The following is a 22,440-nucleotide window of genomic DNA, read 5'->3' as shown; positions in this document are numbered from 1 at the left end:
CCAGGCTGAATAGGGCATTGTCAGTGAATTAGTTTAACTTTTTTTATGCTGGCTTTTATACTTCGCAGGTGATACTCCCATCAATTTTTTAAATAAACGTGAAAAGTAGTACGGATCATCGAAGCCAAGATCTGCGCAAATTTCTTTAATGCTCCTGTTTGTAAAATACAGGTACTGACAAGACTTTTGAATCTTGAGTTCGCTGAAATACTGGTTAGGAGAGCTTCCCGTTTTACTTCGGAACATCCTCGAATAGTGTGTTACCGATAAACTTTGTTGTTGAGCCATTTGCAAAACTGAATACTGTCGATTCAGATTTTTCTTCATAAACGATATTGAGTCGGAAATTTTATCACTTCCAAGGCCCGGAGGATTTATTTCAGGCGAATAAATGAATTTTGCGACAAAATCTTGCAACGAAATATTAACTATTTCAAGGTTTCTCATCTCAAAACTTTCCTCTAACAAATTAAATATTTGTTCAAACCTTTCAATTCGAGCCTCATCATAAGCAGAGAATACCGGTTCCGATCCGAGTTCAAGATATCTCGCGAATAAAAGATCAGCACATTCCCCGGTAAAATGAATCCAATATATGGTCCATGGGTCTTCTTTTGCCGAAGAATATTGGTGCGCAATATTTCTGGGAAGAATTATAAAATGATTTGGAGTTAGTTTATAGACTTTATCTCTGATTTTCACAGTTCCTATTCCCGCCGTGCAGTACAACAAAATATACTGATTAGAGCCCGACTTTCTTTCTCTGTCATGGAAAGCTGCATGCGGATAAAAGCCGATTGCCGTCAGGTAAAACCGTTTGATCAGCTCATTTTTTAAAACATTATGTTTTAGGTTAGGTGGCAGAACAATCATCTTTTGACCAACAAAGCCCTCTTTAATTTTCTTTTCGGTTTTGTTCGAAATATTCATGTATGGTCGGTCTGGGTTCGGAAATGCAATTATCTACATAAAAAACGCTTCCTTAATCAAATGTATTAAAAATCCAATGTTATGATTGATTAATCCATCATGATGTTAATTCTGCTAACATAGCCGAGTGTGAGTATCTGGAAGTTGAATTTAATTTCAAATCTAAGTGACTACTGCCATGAAAAGGAATAGTGGATCTGATCGTTATATTTTTTGCCGGGATTTAGCAGCGTAGGGGGATTAGCCAGATTTGGAGCATCGGGAAAAAACTGTGCCTCTAAACAAAGGCCTTCACATGGTGCGAATGGAAACTGCAAATAATTCCCCGAATAAAATAGAATAGAAGGATAACTCGTCCGCACTTCCATTTTTTCAGTAATTTCTGCATCTGTCAGTATAGCGTCCGGAGCGTTCCTTGATTTTATATTGAAAGGTTTGATTGTCCATCTATAACATCAAAATATCCATTTTCCCCATTACTTAATAGCGTTATTTTAGGGAACCAATTATCAATTTAAAATACATGGCCAATCAAACCATTTCGTTCAATCACCGTTACATTCTCGGTATTTCTTTTATTTCCGCTCTGGGCGGATATTTATTCGGTTTTGATTTTGCGGTAATATCGGGCGCCTTGCCCTTTTTAAGAACAGAATTTCAGCTGGATGCCTGGTGGGAAGGCTTTTTAACCGGCTCCCTGGCTCTTGGTTGTATTGTCGGCTGTCTTATGGCGGGTCAAATTGCAGATAAATACGGCCGAAAGCCGGGACTAATGCTTTCTGGTGTAATATTCGCCGCATCTTCTCTTGGAATGGCCTTTTCTGAGGGACTTAGCATTTTTATTTTAATGCGTTTTGCCGCGGGAATTGGTGTAGGCATGGCGTCAATGCTAAGCCCTATGTATATTGCGGAGATCTCTCCTGCTGATAAAAGAGGTAGAAATGTTGCCATAAATCAACTAACAATCGTTATAGGTATCCTTGTTACGAACCTGGTCAATTATACCCTGGCGGATACCGGTCCCGATGCCTGGCGCTGGATGTTCGGACTTGGCTTTGTGCCCTCTTTATTGTTCTTTTTAGGGGTGATGTGGTTGCCGGAAAGTCCGAGGTGGTTAATGCAGGCGGGAAAGCAGGAACAAGCTAAAGCAGTATTACAGAAGATAGGTTCAGAAGGTTTCGTTAACAATACTATTGTTGATATTGAAAAGTCTTTAAAAGGCGTAAAAAAACAATCTTATAGCGCCGTTTTTGATAAAGCTGTACGCCCGGCCGTGCTGGTTGGGATAACTCTCGCCGTGTTTCAGCAATTCTGTGGCATTAATGTGGTGTTTAATTATACATCAACCATTTTCGAGTCAGTTGGCGCCAGTCTGGATCGTCAGCTTTTTGAAACCGTTTCTATAGGTGCTGTCAATCTGATATTTACACTTTTGGCCATGTGGCAGGTAGACAAGCTGGGTCGCAGGCCTTTGATACTGATTGGTTCAATAGGTCTTTCGATGGTATATTTAATATTGGCCTATCTTTTACAAAGCCATGCTGCGGCAGTCCTTGTTTCAATGTTTGTGCTGTTGGCAATCGGCTTGTATTCAACCTCATTGGCCCCGGTTACCTGGGTGCTTATTTCTGAAATCTTTCCGAACAAGATTCGCGGAGCCGCCTCTTCGGTAGCTATCGTTTCGCTTTGGAGCGCTTATTTTATCCTTGTTTTTACGTTCCCGATACTGGCGGAAAAAATTGGCACCTTCGGTCCGTTTTATTTATATTCTGCTATTTGTGCCTTAGGATTTGTGTTCATTCTTAGAAAAGTACGCGAAACAAAAGGACAGACCCTCGAACAACTGGAAACCAATTTTGCGGCCCACTAAAACGGCGGATTTATTAGCAATCCTGGCTGGCTTAGGATAGTATATCACTGTTTAGAATGTCACTGTTTAATATGTATTACAATATTGAGTTTTATGAACGATTTTGAAGTGAGAGTCTGGGAAGAAAGTGTAACTATCCCAACATATGGAATTGGAAAGCCAGATAAAAATCCTATGTTTTTCGAAAAACGGGTTTATCAGGGAAGTAGCGGGGCAGTGTATCCCAATCCGGTAATTGAAAAGATTTTTGACGAGAAAGTGGATCAGGAATACCGGGGGCTGTTTTTGGAAAATAAATACCTCAAAATTATGATTCTTCCTGAACTGGGAGGCAGGGTTCAGATGGCTTACGACAAAATAAAGGAACGTCACTTTATCTATTATAACCAGGTAATAAAACCCGCTCTTGTTGGTTTAACCGGTCCATGGATTTCCGGAGGAATTGAATTTAACTGGCCGCAGCATCATCGTCCAAGTACATTCGAACCTGTAGATTATAAGATTGAAGAGAATAAAGACGGCAGTAAAACAGTATGGGTTAATGAAGTAGAACGTATGTTCCGCACCAAGGGGATGGCTGGCTTTACCCTACACCCTGAGAAAGCTTACCTGGAAATTAAAGCGAAACTATTTAACCGCACCAGCTTACCTCAAACATTTTTATGGTGGGCCAATCCTGCTGTAAAGGTTAACGACGATTACCAGTCGGTTTTCCCGCCTGATGTGAACGCTGTTTTTGATCATGGAAAACGCGATGTGTCGACTTTTCCGATTGCTACCGGAACATACTACAAAGTAGATTATTCACCCGGAACAGATATCTCGCGCTACAAGAATATCCCGGTTCCTACCTCGTATATGGCCATTAATTCTGAATACGATTTTATGGGCGGTTACGAACACGATACTCAGGCAGGGGTATTGCATGTTGCCAACCATCACGTATCTCCCGGTAAAAAACAGTGGACCTGGGGGCATAGCGATTTCGGAAAGGCCTGGGATAGAAACCTTACCGACGAAGACGGGCCTTATATTGAATTGATGACAGGTGTTTTTACAGATAATCAGCCTGATTTTACATGGCTCATGCCTTACGAAGAAAAATCTTTTACGCAGTATTTTCTGCCTTACAGGGAACTGGGTGTAGTGAAAAACGCTACGAAAGATATCCTCGTTAATTTGGAAAAAGTGAACTCCAGTGCGGTAGTGAAAGTTTTTGTTACATCTGAGCAAAAATCCTGTAAAGTTACCTTGAAGCTAAAAGAGAATGTCATATTAGAAGAAACCATAGACATTATCCCTGAACAGGTTTATGAGAGAGTTATATCGCTAAACAGTGACGCAGATGAGAAAAATTTTCTGCTGAGCATTACCAGTATAGAAAATCGGGAGCTTATCCGGTATGAGCCTGCAAAAAATAAACAAAATGATTTCCCCGAGCCGGCAAAACCTGCCTTAGCTCCGGAGGTTGTTGAAAATACGGAACAGTTGTTTTTAACTGCACAACATTTAGAGCAGTATCGTCATGCTACTTATAGTCCTGTTCCGTATTATGAAGAAGCATTAAAGTGCGACCCGAAAGATATCCGCAACAATAATGCTTTAGGTGCCTGGTATTTAAAAAGAGGCCGGTTTGAGAAAGCTGAACCCTATTTCAGAAAAGCGATTGAAACCTTAATTTCAAGAAATCCAAACCCTTATGAAAGCGAAGCATACTACAATTTAGGGCTCTGTTTGAAATTTATGGGCGATCTGGACGGTGCTTATACCGCTTTCTATAAATCCACCTGGAGCAGCGCCTGGCAGGACAGCGCATATTTTTCTATAGCGCAGATAGATGTTTTACGTGGCGATTATGATAAAGCCCTGGATCATTTAACCCTGGCAATGGACAGAAATGTGCGCAATATGAAAGCCCATTCACTTAAAGCCTCTGTATTAAGAAAGGCAGGAAATATAGAAGAAGCCAAAAAGGTATCTGAAGTAGCGCTTTCGCTGGACGCGTTTAATCTTAGCGCACTGTTCGAAAAGCTAAAAGTGTATAGTTCCTTAGGAGACAGGGAGTCAGCAAATCAGGCTAAAGCCGAGCTATTAAAGTTAGGGCGTGGAACAGAGCATAATTTCATCGAATATTCCCTTGATTATGCCGCCGCGGGTTTATACGAGGATGCAATTGAGCTGCTTAATCATATCGTTAAGCCTGATTCTTCTCCATTAGTTTTTTATTATTTAGCTTACTGGTATAATAGGCTGGGACATTCTGCGCCGGGAAATTTAGAAAATGCCAGAAAAGCAAGCTCCTATTTATGCTTCCCTAATCGGTTGGAAGATATTCTTGTACTGAAGTATGCCGCACAGACAAATCCAGCTGATGCAAAAGCCCCCTACTATCTGGGGAACTTGTTTTATGATAAAAGACAGTATGAAGAAGCGATCAGTTATTGGGAACTTTCACTGGAACGGGATTTAAACTTCCCGACCGTTTATCGAAACCTGGCTATCGCTTACTTTAATAAACAAAAACGGTCTGAAATCGCACTTCAGTTTTTTGAAAAGGCATTTGAATTAGATCCTTCCGATGCAAGGGTTTTAATGGAGCTTGATCAACTATATAAGCGTTTAAATGTTGAGCCGGCCAAACGTTTGTCATTTATTGAAAGTAACCTTGATACTGCCCTTGAACGCGATGACATTTATGTTGAAAGAGCTTCTTTGTACAATCTTTCAGGTGAATACGAAAAGGCACACAAACTCATCAAGGACCGTCAGTTTCATCCATGGGAGGGCGGAGAAGGAAAAGTGTCTTCGCAGTATATTATAAGCCTTGTAGAACAAGCCAAGAAGAATATTCAGCAGGAAAAGTATAATGATGCAATTGAGCAACTGAAACGGGCACAATTCTATCCGCATAACTTAGGAGAAGGTAAATTATATGGCGCCCAGGAAAACGATATCCATTACTGGTTAGGATGTGCTTATGAAGGGCTTAAAAACCAGGAGCTTGCCAATGAATACTGGACGAAAGCAACTGTAGGACTATCCGAGCCTGGTGCAGCAATCTTCTATAATGATCAGCAGCCTGATAAAATATTTTACCAGGGATTAGCATGGATAAAACTAGGCGAAGATTCTAAAGCTGAGCTTATCTTCAATAATCTTGTTAAATATGGTCAAGATCATTCTGAGGATGAAATAAGCCTGGATTATTTTGCGGTATCCCTGCCAAACCTTCTGATTTTTGATGATGATCTTAACATAAGAAATAGAGTTCATTGCTTATACATTTCTGGTTTGGGCTATCTGGGCCTGAATAAACCAGATGAAGCAGCGAGCGCCTTTAACAAAGCTCTTGAGCTTGACGCCATGCACTTTGGTGTCAGATTACATCAAAAAATGCTTGTAAATAGTGTGTTATAAATCGGACCGCGGACGGTTTGAGCTTTTTATGTATTTATATTTGTCAACAACATAAACCATGCAATCTAAAATAACAAATCTGATACTTCTTATCCTTCTGGTTATATTTTCAGGGTTTAAAGAAAAAGAGATTCCACTTCAGGGAACCTGGAAATTTGAAATCGATCTTGAGGATAAGGGACTGGCTGAAAAGTGGTTTTCCCGGAATTTAAATGATGAAATAAAGTTGCCGGGCTCGATGGCCGAAAACTTAAAGGGCGATGATATTACTTTAAAAACGAAATGGACAGGAACTATTTATGATAGCTCCTTTTATTTTAATCCGGCGATGGCCAAATACCGTCAGCCGGGTAATATTCATATACCTTTCTGGCTTACGCCTGCTAAGCATTACGTAGGGGCCGCATGGTATCAGAAACAGGTAACAATACCTGCCGACTGGAAGAAAAAGCGTATTGTTTTATATCTTGAAAGAGCTCATACAGAGACCAGGGTCTGGATAGACGATAAAGAAATCGGTTTGCAAAACTCTCTTGTTGCTGCTCACGAATATGATTTAACGCAGCACCTTAGCCCGGGCCCGCACCAGATTTCCATTCGTGTAGATAACCGCGTCAAAGAGATCAATGTTGGGCCTGATTCGCACAGTATATCAGATCATACTCAGGGAAACTGGAACGGAATAGTCGGGAAGATCGCTTTAGAAGCAAGTGATCCGGTATATTTTGAAGATATACAGGTTTATCCCGACTTAAAGAACAGGAAGGCAAGAGTAAAGATGCGCGTAAAAAATCTTAGCTCATCTAAGTTTTCCGGAAAAATTTCTTTATCTGCTAAAAGTTTTAACTCAACCATCAGCGATCAGACGCAGCTTGTTACGGCAAAGTTTTCGGCCCGGACAGGTATTGCGGAAGTTGAGTTAGAATTACCATTCAGCGAAAAAATGCAAACCTGGGACGAATTCAATCCTGCATTGTATATGCTTACCGCAAAATTAAGCTCAAAAGACACAGAGAGCTCAAAAGAAGTGCAGTTTGGTATGCGGGAATTTAAAATTGAAGGCAATAAGTTTTTGATTAATGGTACCCCTGTGTTCTTACGAGGCACCTTGCATAATTGCGAATTCCCTCTGACGGGGTATCCTGATATGAGCGTAGCAGGCTGGGAACGAATTTTTAGGGTAGCGAAGGCACACGGATTGAATCATATTCGTTTTCATTCATGGAGTCCCCCTGAAGCGGCTTTTATCGCTGCTGATAAAATTGGTATCTACTTGCAGCCAGAGGGGCCAAGCTGGCCCAATCATGGTCCGAAAATAGGTTTGGGCCAAGCTGTTGACCAGTACTTGTACGACGAAACAAACCGGATGGTAAAAAATTTTGGTAACTACGCTTCATTTACGATGCTTTCTGCAGGTAATGAACCAGCCGGTAATCAGGTAAAATACCTTAACGATTTTGTGGATTACTGGAAAGCGAAAGACAGCCGTCGCGTTTATACGGGAATGTCGGTAGGTGGTAGCTGGCCTGTAGTTCCTAACGCACAGTTTCAGGTACGCGGTGGAGTTCGTGGTTTAGCATGGGATAAATTACCGGAAACACAATCGAATTACAGTGCTGGTATTTCAAAATTTACAGTTCCATTCATCGCTCATGAGATGGGGCAATGGTGTGTGTATCCCAATTTTGATGAGATAAAAAAGTATACCGGAGTTTATAAAGCTAAAAACCTTGAGCTCTTTCAGCAGCATTTAAAAGATCAGGGAATGGCCGATCAGGCCCGTGATTTTTTTATGGCGTCGGGTAAGCTTCAGGTATTATGCTATAAGAATGAAATTGAGAAAACTCTCAGAACTCCCGGCTATGCGGGCTTTCAATTGCTTGGAGTTCAGGATTTCCCTGGTCAGGGAACGGCTTTGGTTGGCGTTCTTGATGCTTTTTGGAAGGAAAAGGGATATATAACAGCGAAGGAATTCTCCCGTTTTTGTAATTCCACCGTTCCTCTTGCCCGCATTCCAAAATTTGTATTCTCTAATGATGAGACGTTTAAGGCAGGAATCGATATTTTTCATTCAGGGGCCACACCTTTAAATCACGCGGTTGTGAAATGGCTTATTAAGGACACTGATGGAAAAGCGCTTTCAACCGGTTCATTCTCACCCAAAACTTTTGAAAACGGGAATGGCATACCTGCAGGAGATGTCAGCTTACCACTGAACGGCTTTGCAAAGCCGACTCAATTAAAACTTGAGGTTTCTGTCGAGAATACAGAATTTGCAAATGATTGGGATTTCTGGGTATATCCGGCTAAAAATCCGGAAACGAAATCGGATATATACTATACCACAGCTTTAGATGATAAGACAAAATCTATTCTGAATAAGGGCGGAAAAGTGTTTCTTAATGCTGCCGGAAAAGTGGTAAAAGGAAAAGAAGTCGTTATGCATTTTGTACCGGTCTTCTGGAATACCTCCTGGTTTAAAATGCGCCCTCCTCATGTTACAGGAATGCTTATCCAGAATACAAGTGCAGCTTTTGCCGATTTTCCAACAAATATGCATTCAGATCTTCAATGGTGGGACATAGCAAACCGCGCGCAGGTAATGATCCTGGAAGACTTCCCGGCAGGTTTTAAGCCATTGGTGCAGCCAATTGATACGTGGTTCTTAAACCGCAGACTTGCCCTGGTTTATGAAGCAAAGGTTGGAAAAGGAAAACTGATTGTAAGCAGTGCCGATTTACGTGGCGACACGGATCGTCAGGCTTCAAAGCAGCTGTTTTATAGCTTGCAGAAGTACATGAGTTCTGATAAATTTAATCCTAAAGACGAGCTGAGCTTTGAAGTGGTGAAAGATGTTTTTGTAAATCCATCTAAAGAGGCATTTAAGACATATACTAAGGATAGCCCTGATGAGTTAAAACCAACTTCCAACCAGAATAAGCAGTAGGCCCAGGTTGGGCTTAAGCCAAAATTGCGTAGCAATCATTAGGCACGATGTAAGTCAACATATTCGCAAGCGAAAATCATCAAACGTAGAACACATGAGCGTTGGGCCGGCAAGAACGGAGAGCCGGGTGTTTTGCCTGCGCGGCTGAAGCTTCGTTGTTGCCTTGGGTTTTTGGTCCTTTTGGGCTCAAGCCAAAAGGACTAGCCTTCCGCGCCAATGAGCGGAATAGAAAATCTCATTTTGCCATCCCCCCCAATCGTCCTCGTTTGTAACGAGGATGCAGCGAGGACTGCGAATTTTTCGCCCGGTTCACATCCGTTTGAAACGAATTCCTAAATTCGGAAGACCTAAATCTTACCTATGTCCGGAAATCGCTATTACATTACCAATCAACATCAAACCTGGTTTTTGTGCGAGTGTTTTTGTTTTTTTAGGTCACAAAGAACCTGCTATACATCGTCCTATCTATAAAAATAATTTGTCTTGGCAGGTTTTATCACCTGCACCATCGTCGAGTGGATTGACTTATTTACCCGTCCGGTATACAAACAAATTATTATAGACTCGCTGGGCAGATCATTATAAAATCTGGCGCGATGATAATCATGCTATTGATATGTCTGACATTGACGTAGGAGAAAAGCTTTTATATATGCACGATAATCCTGTTCGGGCAGGCATTGTGGAAAGAGCAGAAGATTATTTGATGAGCAGTGCAAAGGATTATTCGGGAGAGCCAGGTTTAATAACAGTTGAGATTGTTTAACGAGCGATGCAATCGCTATTCTCACTTCATCCTCGTAGCAAACGAGGACGATTGAAGGTAGAAGATTACCTGATGAGCAGCGCAAGGGATTATTCACGAGCGTCAGGTTTAGGAACAGGTGAGATTGTCTAAGCGCGATACAATCGCGGTTCTCCCTTCATCCTCGTTGCAAACGAGGACGATTGAACTGGATACTCGCTAAATAAGGGAAGTCGCCACCTCATGCCTACTCGTCTGAGGGCTGAAGGCCTTTTCTATCCAATTGCCGGTAATATACGAAGTTCAGGTATATGATTTCCAGGTTCAGCAAAACAATAGTTGTGATAAGAAAGCCCGTCGATGAAAGCTGTAAGTTTATAAAACTGAGTGGGAGAAAGACTATGCCCGTAATAAAGATGGAGAGCTGCATACGTTTGATGATTTCATTAAACTCCTGAGGAAATTCCAGCAGGCCAATCATAAGGCTGATACATATGAGGAATACTGTAATACCATAGGCGAACAAGTGTTGCACGGTGTGGCTTTCGGCAGCATGAAAAAATGAGGGAAATCCGGCCGCTATAAAACTCAGGGCAACTAGTGCAGGTATGTAAAGCAATTCCAGCAGTGAGGCCCTTGCGAAATTCTTTTTAGCCTCGCGCCTTGCTATCATGGTAAAAAAAATCCACCACAATCCAAACACCAGGCCAACCGCAAGCGCAAAATTGAGCCATACAGAAAAATTCAAAACTGACACTTCACTAATTCCATCAATAACTCCGAGCATCAATTCGCCAAAAATAATGATAGTAAACAGCCCAAGTCTCTCAAACATGCTGCTCGATAGGTCAAGCCTTTGTGATGACTGTTTCAGCAAAATATGAGAAACGAAAGGCGGGGAATAATTAAACAAAAATATCATCGGCAATAAAAACCAGAACCAGGCTTGTTGAAAAACCAGGCTTAAAGCCATCATTACAATTGAAATGATATAAAATGTGGTGTATGGCCAGCTGTATTTTCGATGATTTTTATCATAAAATCCCACACTCCACCATAAGTATGTTATCAAAGCTTGCATTACCATAAGTACGATTATGATGCCGGTGTAATAGTGATGTTCGGATCTATCGAGCACTATGGCTAATGCAGCGATGATCATTATTTGCCAGAGTGTTATCAGTCTTGTTCTTAAACCCTGGTTACCATGCAAATCGTGGTGCAGGCTTCCGTTTAACCAGCCCCAGTAGATCATTATAAACAGGCAGGCGAATTCGAGAAAACCACCGAGACTAATATTCTCTGCAAAATGGTGGGTGATCTTTGAAATTGCAATTACATAAACGAGGTCGTAAAGTAATTCCAGCCAACTTACCCGTCTTTGTCGTTGTTCTGTCTCGAATTTTTTTGGTGGCCCCCACCAGACGTTTGAAAAACTTTTCAGATGCATAAATCTAATTTAAATCATTAATCTCGAAGTTAAACAGCAGCACCTACTTTTATTGGAGCTCGACCGAAATCGACCCCGGTACAGCATGGTTTTATAATTTCGGTATGGGCGCTACAATGCTTAATCGCCACCAGGGTGATAAGCAAATGGCTATTTCTGTACGATGCCTCAAATGTGTTGGAAGCAATAAAGGACAGTGATACCCACACTACTTAGGCTTATGATGTAGGCCTTTGAATATCTCTCCATTTTTGTTTACTGTTGTGTAAATATATTCCAGGACAAGACAGCGAGAGTAGAAAAAATTAAGAAATAAAAATAAAATTATGAGAACAATCAATCCGTGGATCAACTTTAATGGCAACGCCGAAGAAGCCTTCACCTTTTACAAATCAGTTTTTGGCGGAGAATTCACAAAAATCCTTCGCTTCAAGGATTTGTCGGGGCCTGAATTTCAGGTTGCAGAAAACGAAGCAAATAAAATAATGCACATAGGTTTACCTATTGGCAAACATAATGTATTGATAGCCAATGATGTTCCGGAGTTTATGGGGCGAGTAAACGAAAATGAAAACAGGTCTAAAATATTTATGAGCGCTGAAAGCCGTGAAGAAGCCGACAAAATATTTAAGGAATTATCAGCAGGAGGAGAGGTTGAGGGTCCCATGGGCGACAGTCCCTGGGGTACATACGCCGGAATGCTTAGAGACAAATATGGTATTGAATGGATTGTGGAATTTGCCCCGAGCTTTTAACGGATAACTTTAATTTTTAAACCGAACCCGCCCATAAGAGGTAGGCTTGAGCTAAATTAATGAAAGGGTTGGTTTTCAAAGGGTAGAGATGAAAGCCGTGGCTGGAAAGGCACAAGTTCACGGTTTTCAGCCCTCGACTGCGTACTTGCGTTAAACAGGAAGAAACCAACTGCTTTGCTTTTTCTGCTTTAGTTTCTTCAGTTTTTGAATTGTAAAACCAAATTATATTTTTCATAACTTCATCGAATGAAAAGATTTTTCTTCCTGGTTTTTATTTTTTCTCAGTGCCAGGCTTTCGGGCAGGGAAGAATTTTGTTAAAAGACGATTTTAAAGACAATAAGAATAAATGGGCGCTAAAAAAGAATTCCGATTTTTTAGTGGAAATAAAAGCAGGCGCACTTCATCTTGAAAAATTTGAGAAGAACAGGCAAAGAAATGGCTGTCTCTGGTATGGTAAAACTATTCCACAGCTTAATACATTAAAAAACTTTTCAATTACTCTTTTTGCCAGATTCGTGAGTGGGGGAGATATCATTGAACTAATTGATCTGCAGTGGGGTGCGCGAAATAAGTCTGTTTCTGGCAATATAACCGGAGGTCTTTACCAGCTTTCTTTTCATCGCCGGGGTAGAGTTCATCTGGATTACTTCCATACTAAGTGGTCGTACTTCGTCAGGAAAGATATTAACCCTGCCTTGTTGAAGGACTTTGACTTCACAAACCTTAATAAATATGAGATTATTCAGAACAACGGCTTTGTTATTCTCAAGGTTAATGATCAGGAGGTCTTAAAGCAATTTACCAAACCGATCCCGGGGAATACCATAGGTTTTCAACAATGTTTAAAATCGGCATGGGAAATTGATAAAATTATTGTTCGTCAGGAAACGTCACCAGTTAAACCTTTTGCTCTGGACAGCGCCAGAATGTTTGCTTCTGATCCCGGTAATTTGAAAAGTCCGTCCTTGACAACGAACGCTGGATTTGTAGTTTTTCCTAATCCATTCGACAATAGTTTAAGTGTCGGTTTTCAACTCGACAAAGAACAAACGGTAATAATTTCGTTGATAGATATGAAAGGTTCTTTAGTCCAGCAACACACAAAAACGTTACTTAGCGGAACCCACAATATTCCAATATATGCAGATGTCCCTCCGGGAAGCTACGTGGTAAAAACTCAACTGGCAGACGGAAGAGTTATGAGTCGCACGGTTATTAAACAATAAATGAGTGGATGAGCCTCCACTCTTCGCCGCCCTAAAGGTTCGTGTCCCACGAAACAGACGACTATTATTGGCGGCCGCATCTTACGATAAAATCCTACAATAAAATGTAAACTTCATACAGTGCCAGGGTTAAGACCAAGTTTATATTTGATTTCACCAATTTAAAACCGCTATGAAAAAAAACAAATTTCTCCTCATCCTGGCATTTTTATGTGCTTCCATTTCTTTAGCATCTAATTCGGCAATGGCCCAGACTTCTGCCCCGGTTATTTTGAATACCAGGGTGGTAAATTACGAAAACGGAGCCTCTGGGGTCTCGTGGTATGTTGCCCTTCACAACAACACTACTAATGAGGATTTCTATTTCGAAACCGGCTCTTCGAGCTTGCGCGAAGATGGTTATCATATGGGTAATGTAACCGCCGGGACATACACGGTGAAAGTTTCTTACTATAGTATGATGTTCTGGTACACAGGTTGGGACTGGTATGCTAATGACCAGTCGGGCTACAAGGGTATGTATGGGGGGAATGAGTATGAGCTGACGGACAGCCTGGTAGTAAGCGATGTTTACACTGACAGCAACTACGGGGTGAATTTATATTTGTTTACGAACTAAGATCTTAATAACGAGTGTAAGAAAACCGTCTTTTACGACGGTTTTTTTTTTGCTCTTGCTTACACCCTGTTCGGTACCAGTCACAAACAGATCCTTACAAAATTTCCTGGACACGCTTCTGCCACGATGGGAATAGGAACCAAGTCGAGGGAAGAAAGAGGCTCTGCCGGGATTAAAAATCATTTGTCGCAGTCTGCCATCTTAAATGACGCAATCGCCCTGCTGCATTCACATTCGATAACTTAATTTTGTTAAACAATTAAAAACTAAAATTATGAACGAAAACATCATCTGCTGGTTTGAGATCTATGTTAAGGATATCGAACGTGCGAAAAAATTCTACACTGCCGTATTAGGTACGAAGTTTACCGACAGTGATGCTCCTGGCGACTCACCAGAGGGCATGAAGATGGCCTTTTTTTCACCTATGGAAAACCAGGGTGTATCCGGAGCTTTAATCGAAATGGCGGGCACCAAGGAAGGTGACGGGCATTGTGTAAACACCATGGTTTATTTCCCCTGCCAGGATTGCAGTATTCAAGAAAGCCGGATAGAACCCGCGGGAGGGATAGTCAACCGGTCAAAGTTTTCAATTGGGGAATTCGGATTTTGTTCAATCTGTGTTGACAGCGAGGGTAATCCTTTTGGCCTATTCTCTATGGAATAATTCTCTTCCCCGCAGTTTACTTCAATGGCGGAGTGCTGCGGGGAAGAAAGCGGGGAAGGTGTTAGTTTTCTACTTTATTTCTCCTGCCCTGGTTCGTATCCTTTAGAAACAGACGATTTTACTGATCCATGTTAGACCTCAGGACTCAACAACCGGTTGCCACTCTAAAGAATTGAGCCTGACATCGCCATTTACACATATGTGCTATCACCTTAATCAAATGTAACATTCGTTCCAGGTATGCCGCTCTACATTTGAAGCTTAAGTAATATAGCAACGGTAAACCTAGTTGAATTTGATGAGAGAAAGAATCTTTTTGTCGTATCCTTTTTTCTTGTAAAATTTTCAATGCCTCCCGAACGGATTCTCTTAAACGTCGAATTACCAGCTGGTTTAGACTGTGCTTTTTCTTTTAATCAAACATGAAAAGACTAAGATTTTTACTGGTGGCGGTACTACCACTCGCTTTTGTTAATTATGCTTCTGGCCAGGATCTAAAACTCAATGAGCTTGAGTACTTTGAAAGGCAGGGTGTAAACGTCCTGGTGTACAATAACCTATTTACCGGAGGTTTCAACGACGAGAAGAACGCCGGGATAGAAATGATTCATCATGGAGTAAGGACAGGGCAGGGCGGAGCTGTAAGGCTTTCGAGCACTCCTGAGCAATGGGACCTGGTGCCTGCTATTTCCGGCCGTAAAGTGAATCGTACCTCGAATTCGATTGAGGCGACCTTAAGATATGATGAATACAATTTCGATTCTCGGGTGGTTGTCACGGCCAAAGGTCAGGGTGTAGAGATATCTGTTTACCTTGATAAGCCTGTTCCAAAGGCGCTTGAAGGCAGTGCCGGGTTTAATCTTGAGTTTCTGCCCTCACAGTATTGGAGCAAGGCATACGTAATGGACGGACGGTATAACCGCTTCCCCCGATATGTGGTTGGTAATACCGTTACCAGGCCAGATGCTGAAAAAGCAAAGCAGTACAAAGGCTATAAAACTGCAGACCACCGGGGTACGGGCAAGTTTATCGATCCGCTGCCACTTGAAAAAGGGCGTAGCTTTCTTATTGCACCCGATGAACCATCCCGGCTTGTAAAAATTACTTCGCAGGACGCTGACCTTATGCTGTTCGACGGCCGTGTGCTGGCCCAAAACGGTTGGTTTGTGGTACGCAGTTTACTTCCTGCCGGTAAAACAGGCAAGGTACTAACCTGGACAGTCGAGCCCAACGCTATTAAGGGCTGGGTTAGAGAGCCGAACATTGGCTTTTCTCAGGTAGGGTATGTTCCATCTCAGCAAAAGATCTCTGTAATCGAACTCGATAAGAAAGACAAAGCACTTGCAACAGCTTCGCTATTTAAAGTAGGAAATGATGGCGTTGCTTCCGAGGTATTCAATGGCAAAATCCGACCCTGGGGCAACTATTTCAAATATAACTATGTAAAATTCGATTTCTCTTCGGTTAAGACACCAGGTATTTACTATATCAAATACGGCGATCTTAAGACGAACAATTTTCTGATAGAAAGCAACGCTTACGACAAGATAACTGATGCCACGAGCGATATCTGGATCCCCATACACATGAACCATATGTTTGTTAACGAGGGCTACCGGGTTTGGCATGGTGAGCCATTTAAGGAAGGATACCTGCAGGCTCCGCCAAATACAGACCACTTCGACCTTCATAGTCAGGGACCAACAACCGATACCAGGTACAAACCACTGGAATTAATTCCCGGATTAAATGTGGGTGGCTTTTTCGACGCAGGAGATTTTGATATCGAGACCGGATCAAATATCAGCGTTGTTCAGGATTTTGTCCATACCTGGGAATATTTCAAACCCTTACGCGATCAGACTTTTGTGAGCCAGAAGCAGCGCTACGTAGATCTTCACCGACCTGACGGAACGCCGGACGTATTGCAGTTTATTGAGCATGGAACATTAAACCTTGTAGCTCAGGCAGAGATTCTTGGTCACATGTCGCAAACGCTTTCCAACTCTGTTCTCGACAATTACCATCACTTGGGCGACGCAGCTTCTCTTACAGACGGCCTGCCTTACAATCCGAAGCTAGGTCCCTACGAAGTAGCAAAGGATGGCCGGTCCAGTGGTGTTAAGGACGATTTGTGGGCTTTCACAAGTCGTAGTCCACACCGGGATCTTAGTGCCGCAACTATGTTTGCAGCAGCAAGCCGGGCCTTAAAAGGGTATAACGACGATCTTTCAGCCAGAGCCTTGCAGCAATCAAAAAGACTTCTTAAGGAGGCAACAGAATTACTGGCCAGCCGTCCGCAGGACACTACAAGCAGGGGAGGAGGCAGATCGGGAGATATTGCTACGAATCTTCAACTGTATATCGCCACAGGCGAGAACCAATATATTGATAAGTTTCAGCAGCTTTTATGGCCGGCTCTTGATCGGAACGTGAACTTTGTCCTTCTTACCGCCTTAAATGCTATCCCTCATATGGACGCTTCTTACAAAGAAAAGCTTCGCCCGTATGTTGTAAAATACAACGATTATATCAAAGGACTTGAAAAGGATAATCCTTACGGAGTGCCAATCGGTCTTGGAAACTGGGCAGGTAACGGAGGAGTAACAAGTTTTGGTACCACCGTTTGCTTTGCCAACCAATACTTTCCCGACGTGGTAGATGCCAGCCATGCGTACAAGGTTACCAATTGGCTATTTGGTTGTCACCCGTATCACAATTATTCCTTTGTGGCAACGGTGGGTGCTACCCGCCCGAAAGCCGTGTTTTACGGAAATAACAGGGCCGACTTCTCAGCTATTCCGGGGAATGTTGCTCCGGGAGTATTGTTTAGAAAGCCCGATCACTTTGAAAATTACGATGACTGGCCATTTTTCTGGGGACAGAATGAGGGCACGATTGCCGGAAATACAGGTTACCTGATATTTGGATCAGCTTTTAAAAATCTGGTAAAGTAAACAGATTGTGTTGAGCCGAATGTATAGATTGATAACCAGCTTATTCTTTTTGTATTCCCAGTTCTCTTTTTTAGGGAACTGCGGTGGACAAGGAAATACTAATTACCTTAAAAACTAAAAATTTAATACAAGTACTATGACTGTAAAATCACTAAATTTTGCTAAAAGCTCAGCTCTAGCCATCTTGATGACACTTTCTATACCTGCGATGGCACAGGATGGCACTATTTATCCCTTGGATGCACCTGCAGAGACTAATGCCATTCCTCTGGGCACCGGAGGGGTCGATAATCAGCCGGCCCGGGAAACCTGGTTCCGCCAGTGGGGTGATCCAATGGCAAGGAACATTACCAAAGCCACATTAACTCCTTTTCTGCCGAAAGCTGGTAAAGCAAATGGCACCGCGGTGATTGTAGCACCTGGCGGAGGGTACAGGTGGCTATCATTAGAAAACGAGGGCTGGGACGTTGCAAAGGCGCTTGCGGACAAAGGAATCGCCGCTTTTGTGCTTAAATACAGACTGCAACCCACTCCAGTATCCCTTGACGATTTTAAGCTATCGATGACTGCTCCGCGACCCGCAGCTGCCGCCTCTTCTAATAATACACCGGGTACGGCACCAGCCAGACCGGCACAACCTGATCTGTCTAACCAACTCGCTGACGCAGAGGCCGCATACGCGATGATTGTGAAGCGGGCCAAAGAGTGGGGCGTTGACACTGCCAGAATAGGGATGATCGGGTTCTCGGCAGGGGCAGGCCTAACCATGCACTCAACACTTAATTCCAAAACCATGAAACTCGCTTTCATCGGTCCAATCTACGGAGGTATGGGTTCGGTGCAAGTGCCAAAGAATGCTCCTCCTATGTTTAACGTCATCGCAACCGATGATTTTCTTTTCCGCGGGCAGTTTGGCGTGATTGACTCCTGGCATAAAGCCGGTATCCCGGTAGAGTTTCATCTTTACCAGAACGGCGGTCACGGCTTTGGTTTGGGCAACCCGGATAGAACAAGTAATCGTTGGTTTGATGCCTTTATGCATTGGCTGGAGGTTAATCGCTTCCTGACGGCCAAAACTACTAAGTAACCGGTAGCCACATTTTCGGGCCACCGGAAGGAGGTAGGTGGTTCGTCCCTCCCTCCGGGCCTGGCATTAGGCCAGGCCTTTCACAGTCTCGTCTTAAGCTTAAGCCAGGGCGAGAATTCAGGTATAAGGTATATTAGAAATAGAATTAAATCTTAGCGAGACGCTCATATGGGAACAAGGACGGAGATTAAATATTCTGATTATTTGGTGTATATTAATCGTATGAAAAAAGGTATTGTCTGTTTTTTGTTTTTAGTTCTGATATGTGTTAAAATAACAACGGCCCAGAGCACATTTATTAAACTGAACTCTATTAATGATGCAGATTCAATAGCATCAATTCAATATGCTTATCCACATTTCAGAGACGGCCGCGTCTTTTTTGCTAATAAGGGTATTACGGCGGCAAAACTCAATTACAGCAGGGTAAATGGTGAAATCCTTTTCAGAGATGGCAACAACGTGCTGGCCTTAAACAAGCTTGAAACAGTCGAGATGGTTACCATAGCAAAAGATACATTCATTGTTTCGCCCGATGGCGGTTTTGTTAAGCGAATTATTGCGTATCCCGCTGTTACTTTAGTGAAAACATCAAGAATAAAACTGTTAGATCGGGAAACCAAAGGCGCTTTTGGCAACTATTCAAAAACTTCGGGGTCTAAGGCTATAACAACGATGCCTGGCGTTGCCCGAACTGGCAACAATGTGGCTGTAGATGAGAATCTATCATTTACCTTAACAGATACTTATTACCTTCTTACCTCTTCGAAAAAACTTATCGAAGCAGGTGAAAAGGCTTTTTTACTTGCTTATCCCAGCCATAAAAAAGAACTTAAAACGTACATCAGCAGTACTAATGTCAATTTTAACAATGAGAATGATCTGACCAGACTGCTCCTTTTTCTGAAATCATTTAACTAATGTTTTGTTGGCGATATTACCGCAAACTGACTTAAGTTTATTGATCTGGCTCAGGTTTCAGGTGCTGCCAGCACGGGTAACTTAGGCTTTGCCAATAAATGAAAGTTTGTAACTTTCGTCTACAAACGATTATCACCTTGTCCTCAAAATGCAAAATCTCCGATTACCAAAAAAATTCATGCGTTGTCTCACAAGGTCGAGATCATAAACGAACTTGCTTATTAGTTCATGGGGGCGCGGAAAGCAGGGAAATCGGTCCCGGAATACCCACAGCCATTCCTAAAACAAGCTACTCTGTTCGGGCACAGGCCCCTTTAGCTCCTGTTCATAAGCCCGTATCAGCATGATTAACTCTTGTCCGTACTGTGTTGCTTTCGGTGGGCCAACCCCTTTAACACTGCTCAAAGCTTTAATGGTGGCCGGGAGTTTCTCTGCAATGGCGGCAAGAGTTTTTTCCGAAAAAATCATACCCGGCATAAGGTTTTCATTTTCAGCTATCTTATCTCGCCAGCTTAATAATTGCTCGAATAGTTTTTCATTTGGCTTTGCATTCAGTGCTTTAAGATAGGAGCGATCATGACTGCTGATTTTGTCTTTGCTAAGCGATAAATAAGCTGCGGTTGTAAATGGATTAACAGAGAAATACTCCAGAACCCGAATGTGCTTTATTAGCCAGCTTATTAATTGATCTGCCTTTACTGCTCGGTCTTTGGACAAGTCGATATACAAAGTCAGCTGCCGGTGTAAGCTTTCGGTTGTGGCTGTCAATTTATCAAGAAAATAAGAGGCCGCGGCCTGACTTCGTTCGGCATTAAGCTGTTTGCTGAATTTCTCTGAAACCTCTAAAATGTCCTTTTTAAAATCGGTAACCAAGCTTTCGAAGCCCTGCAATCTTGACTGAAGCGGCTGAAAATTGAATAATTCGCTCAGTAAAAATAAACGGTATTTTTCCTGATCGTTTTCGAGCCTGCTTTGATCTGGTTCAAGTGTTGTTGCCATTTTATTGAAACGGGTCACTGCCGGATCACTAATAATGTTGTTAACTGATATCGGATTACGCAATACCATGCCCGATAAACTTCGGCAACGGCTTAGGGCCACATAAGCCTGACCATGTGTAAAAGCTTCAGAAACATCTATAATTGCTTTGTCAAAAGATAATCCCTGACTCTTGTGTATAGTAATGGCCCAGGCTAGCTTTAATGGTATTTGAGTGAAGCTTCCGGCATTTGTTTCATTAATGGAATCGCCATCCATCTGATATTTTACATTTGTCCACTGTAATGCTTCAACTGCTATTTCCCTGTCCGCAGAGCCACATTTAACAAATACTATTCTATCTTCAACTTTAATTACTGTACCAATTTTGCCGTTATAGTAAAGCTTTTCGGCCGAACTGTCATTTTTAACAAACATTACCTGCGCTCCAACCTTCAGTTTCAGTGTTGTTTCGGTGGGATAAGCATCTTTTGGAAAATCGCCGCTAACAGTAGCTGTGAATTCATAATCTTGTCCGGCTAAGGCTTCAATATATTCATTGTTGATTTGCTGAGCAATACCATTGTGGGTAGTTAAAGTAATATATGGGTCTTCAGAATCTGGCCTGAAATCTGGCTTGTATCTGGCATTGAGCAAGTCAAGGCTGGATGTACTGATCTCCTGGTTACGAACCTCGTTCAGGATATCAACAAAATCCTGCTCTTTTTGACGAAACACATGACTCAGCTCTATCCTAACATAAGGCGTTTTTTGCATCACCAGGCTGCTAAAAAAATACGGACTTGCATAATGCCGGCCCAGCATGGCCCATTCATCATCACGAATAATAGGGCTCAATTGCGACAAGTCTCCGATTAGCAAAAGCTGCACACCGCCAAAGGGGTAGGAAGAACCTTTTACAGTACGCAATATCAGATCAATCTGGTCTAATACATCTGGCCGTACCATACTTACCTCGTCGATAATTAATAATTCCAGGCTGGCAAGCAATTCTCTCTTCTCATCGCTATAATACACTTCTTGTTTAACCTTGCCTGAAGGGATAATAGGACCGAAAGACAACTGAAAAAAAGAATGGATGGTCATACCGCCTGCATTAAGCGCGGCCACGCCTGTAGGTGCAACAATAGCCAGCTTCTTTTTTGAGGTTTGACGCAGATTTTGGAGAAATGTGGTTTTGCCTGTGCCCGCTTTTCCCGTCAAAAAAACCACTGTATTTGTAGTTTCCAGATAGTCGTAGGCCAGCTGCATTTCCAAATTTGTTTTATTCATTATATGACACCAGGCAAATTTTCGCGTGTGGTTGCAAAGATGGGAGCTTTTTTGGTTTAATACTAAAATTAATAGTAAAATTAGTTCGGTGCATAACCAATAAATCAGCTAGCTGTAGGCCAGCCTTAGTTTCGATAACTTTTAAGAAAGTGTTAATAAGGTTGACTAAAGGCTTATAGAAAGGAACGGAGAAGTGATGAAGTAGAATTAATCAGTGCAACCCTAATAGTTTAGGTCTGTGCGGATTTGTGCTGAGGTCGCCCTTATAGCCGGGCGATGGCCTGGTCCTTTTTTCCTTGAAAGTACCAAAAAAATCAAGAAAAGAAAGATGCTCGGCCGCCTTTCTTTTCGGGCCACCGCTCGCGCTTCGGTGAATTAGTGCAATCTGGCTCCTTTCAACTTTCATCGATATTGAGGTTTCCTTGCATATTGGTCAGCCCAAGCGCCAAGTGCATCATGCAAGACGGCCTCAGTGGACTGAGCCTTAAGAAAGGTTGAAAGAAGGCTTGCAGAAAAGAACATAATAAGCTGCAAGGAAGCAATCCGAAGAAGCGTTGCAGAAAGTAACATACGTAAG

General features: G+C 42.3%; 15 protein-coding genes. 11 read left to right on the top strand and 4 right to left on the bottom strand.

Translation table 11 applies throughout. The annotated features are described in order from the left end of the window. Positions 1–33 precede the first annotated feature (33 nt). On the bottom strand, positions 34–930 hold the full coding sequence (locus tag WG906_RS06445) for an AraC family transcriptional regulator (RefSeq protein WP_339991728.1): 897 nt from the start codon (positions 928–930) through the stop codon (positions 34–36). Positions 931–1,100: 170 nt separating this feature from the next. Then, positions 1,101–1,355, bottom strand: a complete 255-nt coding sequence (locus WG906_RS19440; RefSeq protein ID WP_431844470.1) for an aldose epimerase family protein — start codon at positions 1,353–1,355, stop codon at positions 1,101–1,103. Positions 1,356–1,453: 98 nt separating this feature from the next. Here WG906_RS19440 and WG906_RS06440 point away from each other — a divergent pair, with 98 nt between their 5' ends. From WG906_RS06440 to WG906_RS06425, 4 genes are all read left to right on the top strand, one after another. Next, the gene (locus WG906_RS06440; protein WP_339991727.1) at positions 1,454–2,800 is read left to right on the top strand and encodes a sugar porter family MFS transporter; all 1,347 of its coding nucleotides are present in this window, start codon (positions 1,454–1,456) and stop codon (positions 2,798–2,800) included. A 93-nt stretch (positions 2,801–2,893) separates the two neighbouring features. Then, positions 2,894–6,217, top strand: a complete 3,324-nt coding sequence (locus WG906_RS06435) for a DUF5107 domain-containing protein (RefSeq protein ID WP_339991726.1) — start codon at positions 2,894–2,896, stop codon at positions 6,215–6,217. Between the two features lie 58 nt (positions 6,218–6,275). Further along, positions 6,276–9,164, top strand: a complete 2,889-nt coding sequence (locus WG906_RS06430; RefSeq protein WP_339991725.1) for an exo-beta-1,4-galactosidase — start codon at positions 6,276–6,278, stop codon at positions 9,162–9,164. 616 nt (positions 9,165–9,780) lie between these two features. Next, a complete protein-coding gene (locus WG906_RS06425) occupies positions 9,781–9,930 on the top strand; it encodes a hypothetical protein (protein ID WP_339991724.1) in 150 nt (49 codons plus the stop codon). 226 nt (positions 9,931–10,156) lie between these two features. On the opposite strand, the gene WG906_RS06420 is transcribed toward WG906_RS06425, so the two are convergent. Further along, positions 10,157–11,359, bottom strand: a complete 1,203-nt coding sequence (locus WG906_RS06420; RefSeq protein WP_339991723.1) for a low temperature requirement protein A — start codon at positions 11,357–11,359, stop codon at positions 10,157–10,159. Positions 11,360–11,685: 326 nt separating this feature from the next. Here WG906_RS06420 and WG906_RS06415 point away from each other — a divergent pair, with 326 nt between their 5' ends. From WG906_RS06415 to WG906_RS06385, 7 genes are all read left to right on the top strand, one after another. After that, positions 11,686–12,114, top strand: a complete 429-nt coding sequence (locus WG906_RS06415; protein WP_339991722.1) for a VOC family protein — start codon at positions 11,686–11,688, stop codon at positions 12,112–12,114. Between the two features lie 246 nt (positions 12,115–12,360). Beyond that, the gene (locus WG906_RS06410) at positions 12,361–13,341 is read left to right on the top strand and encodes a T9SS type A sorting domain-containing protein (RefSeq protein WP_339991720.1); all 981 of its coding nucleotides are present in this window, start codon (positions 12,361–12,363) and stop codon (positions 13,339–13,341) included. A 172-nt stretch (positions 13,342–13,513) separates the two neighbouring features. Further along, a complete protein-coding gene (locus tag WG906_RS06405) occupies positions 13,514–13,960 on the top strand; it encodes a hypothetical protein (RefSeq protein ID WP_339991719.1) in 447 nt (148 codons plus the stop codon). A gap of 274 nt (positions 13,961–14,234) precedes the next feature. Continuing rightward, a complete protein-coding gene (locus tag WG906_RS06400) occupies positions 14,235–14,627 on the top strand; it encodes a VOC family protein (protein WP_339991718.1) in 393 nt (130 codons plus the stop codon). Positions 14,628–15,049: 422 nt separating this feature from the next. Beyond that, positions 15,050–17,584, top strand: a complete 2,535-nt coding sequence (locus WG906_RS06395; protein WP_339991717.1) for a glycoside hydrolase family 9 protein — start codon at positions 15,050–15,052, stop codon at positions 17,582–17,584. Positions 17,585–17,720: 136 nt separating this feature from the next. Further along, a complete protein-coding gene (locus WG906_RS06390) occupies positions 17,721–18,671 on the top strand; it encodes an alpha/beta hydrolase (protein WP_339991716.1) in 951 nt (316 codons plus the stop codon). Between the two features lie 222 nt (positions 18,672–18,893). Further along, positions 18,894–19,592 (top strand): hypothetical protein, encoded by a 699-nt coding sequence (locus WG906_RS06385; RefSeq protein ID WP_339991715.1) that lies wholly within the window; start codon positions 18,894–18,896, stop codon positions 19,590–19,592. A gap of 279 nt (positions 19,593–19,871) precedes the next feature. Here WG906_RS06385 and WG906_RS06380 read toward each other — a convergent pair whose 3' ends face one another. Beyond that, positions 19,872–21,863 (bottom strand): HRDC domain-containing protein, encoded by a 1,992-nt coding sequence (locus tag WG906_RS06380; RefSeq protein WP_339991714.1) that lies wholly within the window; start codon positions 21,861–21,863, stop codon positions 19,872–19,874. Positions 21,864–22,440: the final 577 nt, after the last annotated feature.

The sequence above is a fragment of the Pedobacter superstes genome (assembly GCF_037622515.1).
Taxonomy (GTDB): Bacteria; Bacteroidota; Bacteroidia; order Sphingobacteriales; family Sphingobacteriaceae; genus Paradesertivirga; species Paradesertivirga superstes.
The sequence above is the reverse complement of the archived record's forward strand: the minus strand, read 5'-3'. Positions and strand labels throughout refer to the sequence as shown.

Coding starts and splice junctions, on each gene's coding strand:
- WG906_RS06420 (WP_339991723.1), bottom strand. CDS start 11,359: ATGCATCTGAAAAGTTTTTCAAACGTCTGGTGGGGGCCACCAAAAAAA.
- WG906_RS06405 (WP_339991719.1), top strand. CDS start 13,514: ATGAAAAAAAACAAATTTCTCCTCATCCTGGCATTTTTATGTGCTTCC.
- WG906_RS06400 (WP_339991718.1), top strand. CDS start 14,235: ATGAACGAAAACATCATCTGCTGGTTTGAGATCTATGTTAAGGATATC.
- WG906_RS06440 (WP_339991727.1), top strand. CDS start 1,454: ATGGCCAATCAAACCATTTCGTTCAATCACCGTTACATTCTCGGTATT.
- WG906_RS06430 (WP_339991725.1), top strand. CDS start 6,276: ATGCAATCTAAAATAACAAATCTGATACTTCTTATCCTTCTGGTTATA.
- WG906_RS06410 (WP_339991720.1), top strand. CDS start 12,361: ATGAAAAGATTTTTCTTCCTGGTTTTTATTTTTTCTCAGTGCCAGGCT.
- WG906_RS06380 (WP_339991714.1), bottom strand. CDS start 21,863: ATGAATAAAACAAATTTGGAAATGCAGCTGGCCTACGACTATCTGGAA.
- WG906_RS06385 (WP_339991715.1), top strand. CDS start 18,894: ATGAAAAAAGGTATTGTCTGTTTTTTGTTTTTAGTTCTGATATGTGTT.
- WG906_RS06435 (WP_339991726.1), top strand. CDS start 2,894: ATGAACGATTTTGAAGTGAGAGTCTGGGAAGAAAGTGTAACTATCCCA.
- WG906_RS06395 (WP_339991717.1), top strand. CDS start 15,050: ATGAAAAGACTAAGATTTTTACTGGTGGCGGTACTACCACTCGCTTTT.
- WG906_RS06390 (WP_339991716.1), top strand. CDS start 17,721: ATGACTGTAAAATCACTAAATTTTGCTAAAAGCTCAGCTCTAGCCATC.
- WG906_RS06445 (WP_339991728.1), bottom strand. CDS start 930: ATGAATATTTCGAACAAAACCGAAAAGAAAATTAAAGAGGGCTTTGTT.
- WG906_RS06425 (WP_339991724.1), top strand. CDS start 9,781: ATGTCTGACATTGACGTAGGAGAAAAGCTTTTATATATGCACGATAAT.
- WG906_RS06415 (WP_339991722.1), top strand. CDS start 11,686: ATGAGAACAATCAATCCGTGGATCAACTTTAATGGCAACGCCGAAGAA.